Raw genomic sequence first — 12985 nt, 5'->3', positions numbered from 1 at the left:
ATAAAAAGAAGCTATTTTATAAATGTAGTGTGTATTTTTTATGTGTACAGTACTAGATACTTTGTACTGAATACTTGATACTATAAAATGCGCACAAAAACAATAAAGCAAAATAAAATAAACGTAGTAACTCTAGGGTGTTCTAAAAACGTTTATGATTCTGAAGTCTTAATGGGTCAATTAAAAGCCAATGGTAAAGATGTTGTTCATGAAGATGAAAATGATGAAGGAAATATTGTAGTAATCAATACTTGTGGATTTATTGGTAAGGCTAAAGAGGAGTCTGTTAACACAATTTTGCATTATGCCAATCAAAAAGAACAGGGGTTGGTAGATAAGGTTTATGTTACAGGTTGTTTGTCTGAAAGGTACAAGCCAGATTTAGAAGCAGAAATTAAAAATGTAGATCAATATTTTGGAACTCAAGATTTGCCAAATTTATTAAAGGTTTTAGAGGCAGATTACAAACATGAGTTGATTGGAGAGAGGTTAACAACTACTCCGAAACATTATGCTTATTTAAAAATTGCAGAAGGTTGTGATAGGCCTTGTTCCTTTTGTGCAATTCCCTTAATGAGAGGGAAACACAAATCTACTCCCATTGAAGATTTGGTTACAGAGGCTGAAAAATTGGCAGCGAGTGGAATTAAAGAATTGATTTTAATAGCTCAAGATTTAACTTACTACGGTTTAGATTTATACGGAAAAAGAAATTTAGCCGATTTGTTAAAGGAATTGGTAAAGGTTGATGGAATTGAATGGATTCGTTTACATTATGCCTTTCCAGCAGGTTTTCCATTAGATGTGTTAGATGTGATGAAGTCTGAACCTAAAGTTTGTAACTATTTAGATATTCCTTTACAGCATATTAATACAGAAATTTTAAAATCTATGCGTAGAGGTACAACTTATGAAAAAACAAATAAGTTGTTAAAAGAATTCAGAAATCACGTTCCTCAAATGGCTATCAGAACTACTTTAATTGTAGGATATCCTGGAGAAACTGAAGAAATCTTTCAAGAATTAAAAGCTTGGGTACAAGAAATGCGTTTTGAACGTTTAGGAGTTTTTGCATATTCACATGAAGAAGATACACATGCAGCTACTTTGGTAGATGATGTTCCAGAAGAGGTAAAAGAACAAAGGGTTGCCGAAATTATGGAACTACAAGCTCAAATCTCTTGGGAATTAAATCAAGAGAAAGAAGGAAAAGTTTTTAGATGTATTTTTGATAGAAAAGAAGGTGAATATTTTATTGGTAGAACAGAACATGATTCTCCAGATGTTGACAATGAAGTTCTTGTAGAGGCTAGTAAATTCTATATCAAAACAGGAGAATTCATTGATGTTAAAATATTTGAAGCTGGAGATTTTGACTTGTATGGAGAGCCAGTTCGTTTGTAATAGTATTTTTATGTGTTTTAAATACAAGGAGTTATAAGTATGATGTTAAAATTTAAACTTTTTTTATATTTTTCATTGTTATAAAAATAATGCTTTGTATATTTGGAGCATAAATATTTAGGGGTAGGTATTTATAATTGCATTATACGTTTTAATTTTTAGGGGTAGAAATTAAAAAGTTGTTTTAAATAACAAGTAATGTCAAACAGTTAACCCAGTTCATAAGTTTGTTAGTCTTATGGCTGGGTTTTTTTCTTTTTATAAAGTTTCTTTAAAATCTACTTTGCCCACAAAATTTCAAATAGGTATATTTGCTATCACTAAAAAATATTTATGAATCCATTTATAGTATCTGCTCGAAAATATAGACCTCTTACTTTTGAGGATGTGGTTGGTCAAAAGGCTATTACCAATACATTAGAGAATGCTATAAAAAACAATCATTTAGCTCAAGCATTATTGTTTACAGGACCAAGAGGGGTTGGTAAAACTACATGTGCTCGTATTCTGGCTAAAAAAATAAATGAACAAGCACTGGGTACAGAAGCAGAAGATGATTTTGCTTTTAATGTTTTTGAGCTAGATGCTGCATCAAACAATTCAGTAGATGATATAAGGTCTTTAATAGATCAAGTTCGTATTCCTCCTCAAGTAGGAAAATTTAAAGTTTATATTATTGATGAGGTACACATGTTATCTCAAGCTGCATTTAATGCTTTTTTAAAAACATTAGAAGAGCCACCTGCACATGCAATTTTTATTTTAGCAACTACAGAAAAGCATAAAATTATTCCAACCATTTTGTCTCGTTGTCAAATTTTTGATTTTAAAAGAATTACTGTTTTAGATGCAAAAGAGCATTTAAAAAGAATTGCAGATCAAGAAGGGGTCATTGCTGAAGATGATGCGTTACATGTAATTGCTCAAAAAGCTGATGGAGCTATGCGAGATGCACTTTCTATTTATGATAGGGTTATCAGTTTTGCAGGTAAGGATTTAACAAGACTTGCAGTAACAGAAAACCTAAATGTCTTAGATTACGATATTTATTTTAAGGTTACAGATTTGTTAATAGATAATAAAATCCCTAACGTTTTAATAGAGTTTAATTCTGTTTTGTCTAAAGGTTTTGATGGACAGCATTTTATTAATGGTTTGGCTTCTCATTTTAGAGATTTATTAGTGGCAAAAGACAATTCAACTATATCTTTGTTAGAGGTGGGAGATAATGCAAAAAAGCAATATTTAAATCAGGCAAACAAAGCAGAATTATCATTTTTAATGACAGCCATAGAAAAAGCAAATAGTTGCGATTTACAATACAGAGCAAGTAAAAATCAACGATTATTAGTTGAGCTTTGCTTAATGCAATTGGCTTCTATTACTTTTAGTGATGTAAAAAAAAAAGCAGTAACTTTATAATACCTGCTCGTTTTTTTAGGGTTGATATTCCTGTAAATAATCAACAAACTAAGAAGATATCAACAATTCAAATACAAGAAAAAAAAGTTGAGGTAACTTCTAGTGAAGTTCGTAAACCAGCTCCCAATATTGCTGCAGCTGCTGCAAGAAGAAGAAGAGCATCTGCCTTGTCTTTAAAAAATATACATTCAAAGTTAACGGATTTAGATTTTGTTGCTACTGATGAAGATTTAACAGATAAACCAAGAACACCATTTTCTGAATCTATATTGGTTGAAAAATGGAATGAGTTTGGAAACATATTACAATCAGAAGGGGAGTTAAACATGGCATCTATTATTAATGCAAATAAACCTGCGCTCAAAGAAAATTTCAAAATAGTTTTTGCCTTACCCAATAAATTAATGGAAGATCAATTTAGTATGATTCGTACAAAATTGCTTAATTTTTTAAGAGCTGAACTAAATAATTACGGAATTTCGGTTATAACTAAAGTACTTCAAGAAGAGGTAAAGAAGTATGTTTATACACCTCAAGAAAAATTTCAAAAGTTAGTAGAATCTAATCCTAATGTTTTATTATTAAAGACAAAATTTGGATTAGATATTTAAAATGTTATAACAATAATAGTAGTTGTTATATATAATAAAGTATATAAATATGTTAGGGCTTAAATTACCAACAGACCCAAGATGGGTAAATATTGCAGAAAAAAATATCGATGAAATATTAATAGATCATGCACATTGTGAGCAAAAAGCTGCATCAACTGCTATTTCTTTAATAGTAAGTTTTCCGGAGTATACAGATTTGGTTACCGAAATGATTGCTTTGGTAAAAGAAGAAATGAGTCACTTTAAATTGGTTCACGACCGACTTATTAATAAAGGAGTTGTTCTAGGAAGAGATAGAAAAGATGAATATGTTGTGAATTTGGTTAGATTTTTCCCAAAAGGAGGAAGTAGAACAACTCAACTTGTACATAGACTTTTATATGCTGCTTTAATTGAAGCAAGAAGTTGTGAAAGGTTTCGTTTGTTGTCAGAGAATCTAGTAGATAAAGAACTTGCAAAATTTTATAGAGATTTAATGGTTTCAGAAGCCAATCATTATACTTTGTTTTTAAATTTTGCTCGTCAGTACGGAGATAAAGAAGAAGTCAATCAAAAATGGCAAGATTTACTAGAGTATGAAGCAAAATTGATGAAAGGTTTAGGAACCAAAGAGTCTATTCACGGTTAATATGTTTAGTAAAGAAGAATCAGCAAGAATTAGAAAAGAGTTTTGGGTGAGTTATGGAAAGTCTTTTCCTAGAAAATGGACTTTATATAATACCAAAATAAAAGACTTTGGGTTTAAATTTGTTGCCGATAGAAAAACAGCCCAAGTAACATTAGATATAGAATCTGTAGATGCTACACAAAGAGAATTATTATACGATCAAGTGTACGCTTTAAAAAATATTATTAAAACGGAATACTTACCAGAAATCATTTTTGATAAATACTATTATTTAGAGAATGGTAAGCTTATTAGCCGTGTATATATAATATATAATGAAAAGTTCAGTATTCATAACAAAAACACATGGTTGGATTGTTATACATTCTTTAACGATACGATGAACCAGTTCGAACTTTTTTGGAACGAATATCAAGATTACATCAAACAAGCAGTCGTTTGATTATTACAAAGGCCTCATAATATATTAATTTATGTAAGGCCTTTTTTATTTTATGGATGTTTCTAGTTGTTAGTCTTTATTATGTGTAGAATTTATTTTATTATAATTGTTGATTTATGTAGCTTATAAAAGATTTGAGAGAAGTCACTTTAAGGGAAATTCAATAAAATATTAAAGGTTAGAGATGTATTCAAGAGATATTTTGAAAAACTTTGAAGATTTTAGAGCGTGCAATATGCAAAGAATAAGGCGTTTAGATAATAAAATAAAAAAGGATAGAAAATAGTTTAAAAAAGATTAGGAAATAAATAAAAAAGGTGCGTATCTTTGCACCCGCAACGGCGATCAGGTAACTGATTGTTTGGGGCAAACAAGTTCAGGTACATTAAGGGTTTTATGGTGGTTTAGGCTACTGTTTTAGGATAGAAAAAGGTTTAGAATTTTTTTAAAAAATATTTTAAATTTTATTTGTTTTAGAAGAAATAAAGTTCTTATATTTGCAACCGCTTAGCGAGGCAGCTAAGTAGTTAACTTCGAGAGGAGTTATTGGTAAAGAAGTCACGATGTGACTAAGTTCATTGAGAATATTGAAATTGACAGCGTAAAATTAGAAAGTAAAATTACATGACTAGATCATGAGATTTTTTTGAGCATCATCAAGATATTAAAATATTAACGATGAAGAGTTTGATCCTGGCTCAGGATGAACGCTAGCGGCAGGCCTAACACATGCAAGTCGAGGGGTAGCGGGAATTGCTTGCAATTTGCCGACGACCGGCGCACGGGTGCGTAACGCGTATAGAACCTACCTTAAACAGGGGGATACCCCATGGAAACGTGGACTAATATCCCATAGTGTTATAGATTCGCATGGATTTATGATTAAAGATTTATCGGTTTAAGATGGCTATGCGTCCTATTAGTTAGTTGGTAAGGTAACGGCTTACCAAGACATCGATAGGTAGGGGTCCTGAGAGGGAGATCCCCCACACTGGTACTGAGACACGGACCAGACTCCTACGGGAGGCAGCAGTGAGGAATATTGGTCAATGGAGGCAACTCTGAACCAGCCATGCCGCGTGAAGGATGACTGCCCTATGGGTTGTAAACTTCTTTTATATGGGAAGAACTATAGTTACGTGTAATTATTTGACGGTACCATACGAATAAGGACCGGCTAACTCCGTGCCAGCAGCCGCGGTAATACGGAGGGTCCAAGCGTTATCCGGAATCATTGGGTTTAAAGGGTTCGTAGGCGGGCTAATCAGTCAGAGGTGAAATCCAGCAGCTTAACTGTTGAACTGCCTTTGATACTGTTAGTCTTGAGTTATATGGAAGTAGATAGAATATGTAGTGTAGCGGTGAAATGCATAGATATTACATAGAATACCGATTGCGAAGGCAGTCTACTACGTATATACTGACGCTGATGAACGAAAGCGTGGGGAGCGAACGGGATTAGATACCCCGGTAGTCCACGCCGTAAACGATGGACACTAGTTGTTGGAATTATTCAGTGACTAAGCGAAAGTGATAAGTGTCCCACCTGGGGAGTACGGTCGCAAGATTGAAACTCAAAGGAATTGACGGGGGCCCGCACAAGCGGTGGAGCATGTGGTTTAATTCGATGATACGCGAGGAACCTTACCAGGGCTTAAATGTAGGATGCATTATTTAGAGATAGATATTTCTTCGGACTTCTTACAAGGTGCTGCATGGTTGTCGTCAGCTCGTGCCGTGAGGTGTCAGGTTAAGTCCTATAACGAGCGCAACCCCTATTTTTAGTTGCTAACAGGTCAAGCTGAGGACTCTAGAGAGACTGCCGGTGCAAACCGTGAGGAAGGTGGGGATGACGTCAAATCATCACGGCCCTTACGTCCTGGGCTACACACGTGCTACAATGGTAATGACAGAGGGCAGCTACCTGGCGACAGGATGCAAATCTTTAAACATTATCACAGTTCGGATTGGAGTCTGCAACTCGACTCCATGAAGCTGGAATCGCTAGTAATCGGATATCAGCCATGATCCGGTGAATACGTTCCCGGGCCTTGTACACACCGCCCGTCAAGCCATGGAAGCTGGGGGTGCCTGAAGTCGGTCACCGCAAGGAGCCGCCTAGGGTAAAACTGGTAACTAGGGCTAAGTCGTAACAAGGTAGCCGTACCGGAAGGTGCGGCTGGAACACCTCCTTTCTAGAGAAAAGAGATGAATGTTATGAGAAATCTTTTTACTTTTTAATTAGCTGTTAATTTTTATAAAATATATACAATCACATATTGAGTCTCGTAGCTCAGCTGGTTAGAGCGCTACACTGATAATGTAGAGGTCGGCAGTTCGAGTCTGCCCGAGACTACCAAGCCTAGCTTGTTTAGTTAGGCAGAAAAAGATAACAATAGATTGTATAACAGGAAATTCTAGAAGCAGAAATAATTACAAATTACGAATTAGTAATTACTAATGACTAATAAACTAATTACTAACTACTAGTAATGGGGGATTAGCTCAGCTGGCTAGAGCGCTTGCCTTGCACGCAAGAGGTCATCGGTTCGACTCCGATATTCTCCACAAGGCTATGCCTTGAGATAATTATTTATCTTAAGATGTATAGAAGTCCTACTGATTAACGTCAGTGGCGACTCGCCACAGTTCATTGACATATTGATAATAATATTGTTTAAAAAATAATATTACTTGAGTAGACATTAGAATCTATCAGTAATGATAGAATAATAATAAGACAACGTAAGTTGTAAAATACAACAACTGAAAGGTTGTAATAGATTAAAGACGCAAAAGTACAATAAGCTAATTAAGGGTGTATGGCGGATGCCTAGGCTCTCAGAGGCGAAGAAGGACGTGATAAGCTGCGATAAGCTACGGGGATTTGCACATAAGAGTTATATCCGTAGATTTCCGAATGGGGCAACCCACTATGTTGAAGGCATAGTATTCGAAAGAAGGCAAACCCGGTGAACTGAAACATCTAAGTAACCGGAGGAAGAGAAAATAATAATGATTTCGTTAGTAGTGGCGAGCGAACGCGAAAGAGCCCAAACCGATTTTGTTACGGCAAGATCGGGGTTGTAGGACTGAAATATCAAGAAACAATTGAATTAGAATAACCTGGAAAGGTTAACCATAGAGGGTGATAGTCCCGTATAAGTAAGAGAAGTAATTGTATCAGATTCCTGAGTAGGGCGGGGCACGAGGAACCCTGTCTGAATCTGCCGGGACCATCCGGTAAGGCTAAATACTCCTGAGAGACCGATAGTGAACTAGTACCGTGAGGGAAAGGTGAAAAGAACCCTAAGTAAGGGAGTGAAATAGATCCTGAAACCGTACACCTACAAGCGGTCGGAGCCCATTAACTGGGTGACGGCGTGCCTTTTGCATAATGAGCCTACGAGTTACTTTATCTAGCAAGGTTAAGGATTTAAGATCCGGAGCCGTAGCGAAAGCGAGTCTGAATAGGGCGTTTTAGTTAGGTTGAGTAGACGCGAAACCTGGTGATCTACCCATGGGCAGGTTGAAGCTTTGGTAACACAGAGTGGAGGACCGAACCCGTTGACGTTGAAAAGTCTTGGGATGACCTGTGGGTAGGGGTGAAAGGCCAATCAAACCAGGAAATAGCTCGTACTCCCCGAAATGCATTTAGGTGCAGCGTTGTATTAGTTATATAGAGGTAGAGCTACTGATTGGATGCGGGGGCTTCATCGCCTACCAATTCCTGACAAACTCCGAATGCTATATAATGATTTACAGCAGTGAGGGCATGGGTGCTAAGGTCCATGTCCGAGAGGGAAAGAACCCAGACCATCAGCTAAGGTCCCCAAATATATGTTAAGTTGAATAAACGAGGTTTGTTTGCCCAGACAGCTAGGATGTTGGCTTGGAAGCAGCCATTCATTTAAAGAGTGCGTAACAGCTCACTAGTCGAGCGAACGAGCATGGATAATAATCGGGCATAAACATATTACCGAAGCTATGGATGTATAGTTTACTATACGTGGTAGGGGAGCATTCTAGTTGTGCTGAAGGTGTTCTGTAAGGGATGCTGGAACGACTAGAAAAGAAAATGTAGGCATAAGTAACGATAAGGCGGGTGAGAAACCCGCCCTCCGAAAGACTAAGGTTTCCTCAGCGATGCTAATCAGCTGAGGGTTAGTCAGGGCCTAAGGCGCACCCGAAAGGGGAAGTCGATGGACAACAGGTTAATATTCCTGTACACGCACCCATTAAAAGTGACGGATTGCCCAGATCTTTACGTACTGACGGAATAGTACGTTGAGCCTAACCTTCGGGTGAAGCGAAAAGAAGTAAGCGGTTCCAAGAAAAGCGAGGGCTGCGTCCTGTACCGTAAACCGACACAGGTAGTTGGGATGAGTATTCTAAGGAGCTCGAGTGATTCATGGCTAAGGAACTAGGCAAAATAGACCCGTAACTTCGGGAGAAGGGTCGCCCCACTTTATGTGGGGCCGCAGTGAAAAGGTCCAGGCGACTGTTTATCAAAAACACAGGGCTCTGCTAAAACGAAAGTTGATGTATAGGGCCTGACACCTGCCCGGTGCTGGAAGGTTAAGTGGAGGGTTTAGCTTTTAGCGAAGATCTGAAATGAAGCCCCAGTAAACGGCGGCCGTAACTATAACGGTCCTAAGGTAGCGAAATTCCTTGTCGGGTAAGTTCCGACCTGCACGAATGGTGCAACGATCTGGACACTGTCTCAGCCATGAGCTCGGTGAAATTGTAGTATCGGTGAAGATGCCGATTACCCGCTACGGGACGAAAAGACCCCGTGAACCTTTACTATAGCTTAGTATTGGCTTTGGATAAGTAATGTGTAGGATAGGTCGGAGACTTTGAAGCAGCATCGCCAGGTGTTGTGGAGTCATTGTTGAAATACGACCCTTTGCTTATCTAGAGTCTAACCCAGAGATGGGGACAGTGCTTGGTGGGTAGTTTGACTGGGGTGGTCGCCTCCAAAAGAGTAACGGAGGCTTCTAAAGGTACCCTCAGTACGCTTGGTAACCGTACGTAGAGTGCAATGGCATAAGGGTGCTTGACTGCGAGACCTACAAGTCGATCAGGTTGGAAACAAGAGCATAGTGATCCGGTGGTTCCGCATGGAAGGGCCATCGCTCAAAGGATAAAAGGTACTCCGGGGATAACAGGCTGATCTCCCCCAAGAGCTCACATCGACGGGGGGGTTTGGCACCTCGATGTCGGCTCGTCACATCCTGGGGCTGGAGAAGGTCCCAAGGGTTGGGCTGTTCGCCCATTAAAGTGGCACGCGAGCTGGGTTCAGAACGTCGTGAGACAGTTCGGTCTCTATCTGTAGCGGGCGTTAGAAATTTGCGTGGATTTGATTCTAGTACGAGAGGACCGAATTGAACTAACCTCTGGTGTATCTGTTGTTCCGCCAGGAGCATTGCAGAGTAGCTACGTTGGGAAGGGATAAGCGCTGAAAGCATATAAGCGCGAAACCCACCACAAGATGAGATTTCTTTAAAGGGTGGTTGTAGACTACGACCTTGATAGGATATAGGTGTAAAGGCAGTAATGTCATAGCCGAGTATTACTAATAACCCATAGGCTTATGTACTGCGGGCTTTAATTTAAGTATAAAACGAAAGTAATAGAAAACAAACAATATTGGTATCAATATGTTAACCATATAGTAGTTAGTACAAAGTATCAAGTACAAAGAGTTCTCAATACTCTTTACTGAGTACTCAGTACTACTAAGACCTTAAGGTGATTATTGCAATAGGGCTCACCTCTTCCCATTCCGAACAGAGAAGTTAAGCCTATTAGCGCAGATGGTACTACCATTGGTGGGAGAGTATGTCATCGCCTTTTTTTAAAAACCTCATTCATGTAATTGAATGAGGTTTTTTTTTGTTTATAAATTATATACTAATGTATCTTAAAGAATAAGAAATAATAAAGCCGATTCTATTATAATATTTAGAATCGGCTTTTAGCTGTTTTGTAATGATGAACTACGGTTCATGTTAATTCCTATATGTTGTTGCATGGTTTATCTTTTCGGTTGGTTTAAAAGTTTAGTAATATAGCTCAAACACCTTTTATTTTAATAATTAATCGTGTTTTCTTTATTTGAAAACTATGTATTATCAGTGTACGTTGATATTCTATACAATCTAATTTAATAAAAAAGCATCTTAAGTAATTAAGATGCTTTTTTAGAGTTAAGTGCAATTTATTACAAATCAAAACGATCTGCATTCATTACTTTTGTCCATGCTTTTATAAAGTCTTTTAGAAATTTTTCTTTGTGATCATCTTGTGCGTAAACTTCTGCATATGACCTTAAAATAGAGTTAGATCCAAAAACCAAATCTACACGTGTAGCAGTCCATTTTGTTTCACCTGTTTTTCGATTTTTAATTTCATAGTTATTTTTGCCTACAGGTTTCCACACATTTGCCATATCAGTTATGTTTACAAAAAAGTCATTAGTTAAAGCCCCTTTTTTATCTGTAAAAACACCATACTGAGTATTTTCGTAGTTTGTGCCTATTACTCGCATACCTCCTAATAATACGGTCATTTCTGGAGCTGTTAATCCTAACAGCTGTGCTTTGTCCACTAACATTTCTTCTGGACTAATGTTGTTATATTCTTTTTTCTGGAAGTTTCTAAATCCATCTGTAGAAGGTTCTAAATATTCAAAAGATTCTACTTCGGTCATTTCTTGGCTAGCATCACCACGCCCTGGTTTAAAAGGTACTGTAACTTCATGACCAGCATTTTTTGCAGCTTTTTCAATTCCAACATTACCAGCTAAAACAATTGTGTCCGCTATACTAATTCCAAATTGACTGGCTATAGACTCCAAAACATTTAAAACTTTTTTTAATCTTTCTGGCTCATTTGCTTGCCAATTTTTTTGTGGAGATAAACGAATACGTGATCCATTGGCACCTCCTCGCATATCAGAACCTCTGTAAGTTCTAGCACTGTCCCAAGCAGTAGAAACCATTTCAGTGATGCTCAATTCAGAATTTGCTATTTTTTCTTTTACAGCATTTACATCATAATTTTTGTTTCCCTCAGGAATTGGATCTTGCCATATTAAATCTTCATTAGGAACATCAGGTCCAAAATATCTAGCTTTAGGCCCCATATCACGATGGGTTAGTTTAAACCAAGCACGTGCAAAAGTATCAGAGAAATATGCGTGATCGTTTTTAAATTTTTCACAAATTTCACGATAAATGGGATCTACTTTCATCGCCATATCTGCATCTGTCATCATAGGCATTACACGTATAGTGGCATCTTCTACATCAACAGGTTTGTGTTCCTCTTTTATATTTATAGGCTCCCATTGGTGTGCACCAGCAGGACTTTTTGTTAACTGCCATTCATAACCAAATAATAAATCAAAATAACCATTATCCCATTTTGTTGGTTGGGTTGTCCAAGCTCCTTCAATACCACTTGTTACGGTATCTCGACCTTTTCCTTTACCAGTAGGGTTAGACCAACCAAAACCTTGTTCCTCAATTCCGGCAGCTTCTGGTTCAGCACCTAAAATACTTGCATCACCATTACCATGTGCTTTACCTATGGTGTGACCACCAGCTGTTAACGCTGCTGTTTCTTCATCATTCATAGCCATACGAGCAAAAGTTTCACGAATATGAAGTGCTGTTTTTGCGGGATTTGGATTACCGTTTACTCCTTCAGGATTTACATATATTAATCCCATATGTACGGCTGCTAATGGTTTTTCTAGGGTAGAAGGACTTTCTAGATTTTCATAGCGATTTTCACTTGGAGCCAACCATTCTTTTTCTGCTCCCCAGTAGATATCTTTTTCAGGATGCCAGATATCATTTCTACCAAAAGCAAATCCAAATGTTTTTAGTCCTACAGTTTCATACGCAATATTACCTGCAAGAATAATTAAATCTGCCCAACTAATTTTATTTCCATATTTTTTCTTAATTGGCCAAAGTAATCTTCGGGCTTTATCTAAACTAGCGTTGTCTGGCCAGGAGTTTAATGGAGCAAAACGTTGATTTCCTGTAGAAGCCCCTCCACGTCCGTCTAAAGCTCTATAAGAACCTGCAGCATGCCAGGCCATACGAACCATTAATCCAGCATAAGTGCCCCAATCTGCAGGCCACCAATCTTGACTGTCAGTCATTAATTTTGTGACGTCTTTTTTAAGAGTATCCACATCTAATTTTTTTAATTCTTCATGATAATTAAAGTCTTCACCAAGAGGATTGACTTTAACATCATGTTGGTGTAAAATATCCAAATTTAAAGTGTTTGGCCACCATTGATGAGATTTTTCACTGACAGTATTTGCTCCGTGAAATGGACATTTAGAAATGTCTCCTGAAGATTTATTGTTATCCATAAGAATAAATTTTTTAATTATTTTTCAAATCTAGCTCTTTATATTGAATTGTTTTCATCTATAGTTTTTATATAGTA

4 protein-coding genes, 2 tRNA genes, 3 rRNA genes and 1 pseudogene are annotated in these 12985 nt (G+C 37.3%); 9 read left to right on the top strand and 1 reads right to left on the bottom strand.

The genetic code is table 11. From position 1 onward, the window contains the following. Positions 1–87: 87 nt before the first annotated feature. From rimO to rrf, 9 genes and pseudogenes are all read left to right on the top strand, one after another. On the top strand, positions 88–1404 hold the full coding sequence (gene rimO / locus ACXGQT_RS07225; RefSeq protein ID WP_457830721.1) for a 30S ribosomal protein S12 methylthiotransferase RimO: 1317 nt from the start codon (positions 88–90) through the stop codon (positions 1402–1404). 333 nt (positions 1405–1737) lie between these two features. Continuing rightward, positions 1738–3437: pseudogene (gene dnaX / locus ACXGQT_RS07220) on the top strand (DNA polymerase III subunit gamma/tau). A 49-nt stretch (positions 3438–3486) separates the two neighbouring features. Continuing rightward, positions 3487–4068 carry a tRNA isopentenyl-2-thiomethyl-A-37 hydroxylase MiaE gene (miaE, locus tag ACXGQT_RS07215; protein ID WP_457830720.1) on the top strand — a complete coding sequence of 194 codons (582 nt, stop codon included), beginning with the start codon at positions 3487–3489 and terminating at the stop codon, positions 4066–4068. Position 4069: 1 nt separating this feature from the next. Then, positions 4070–4510, top strand: a complete 441-nt coding sequence (locus ACXGQT_RS07210) for a DUF4268 domain-containing protein (RefSeq protein ID WP_457830719.1) — start codon at positions 4070–4072, stop codon at positions 4508–4510. Between the two features lie 675 nt (positions 4511–5185). After that, positions 5186–6705: ribosomal RNA gene (locus tag ACXGQT_RS07205) — 16S ribosomal RNA — on the top strand. 87 nt (positions 6706–6792) lie between these two features. Continuing rightward, positions 6793–6869: transfer RNA gene (locus tag ACXGQT_RS07200), tRNA-Ile, on the top strand. Between the two features lie 135 nt (positions 6870–7004). Continuing rightward, positions 7005–7078, top strand: a tRNA-Ala gene (locus ACXGQT_RS07195). 233 nt (positions 7079–7311) lie between these two features. Continuing rightward, positions 7312–10112, top strand: a 23S ribosomal RNA gene (locus ACXGQT_RS07190). Positions 10113–10260: 148 nt separating this feature from the next. Next, positions 10261–10369, top strand: a 5S ribosomal RNA gene (gene rrf / locus ACXGQT_RS07185). Together the 16S, 23S and 5S rRNA genes with 2 tRNA genes alongside form the textbook arrangement of a ribosomal RNA operon. A 367-nt stretch (positions 10370–10736) precedes the next feature. On the opposite strand, the gene katG is transcribed toward rrf, so the two are convergent. Continuing rightward, a complete protein-coding gene (katG, locus tag ACXGQT_RS07180; RefSeq protein ID WP_457830718.1) occupies positions 10737–12908 on the bottom strand; it encodes a catalase/peroxidase HPI in 2172 nt (723 codons plus the stop codon). Positions 12909–12985: the final 77 nt, after the last annotated feature.

Source organism: Wenyingzhuangia sp. IMCC45467 (assembly GCF_054111205.1).
This window is presented reverse-complemented; position numbering and strand designations above follow the sequence as displayed.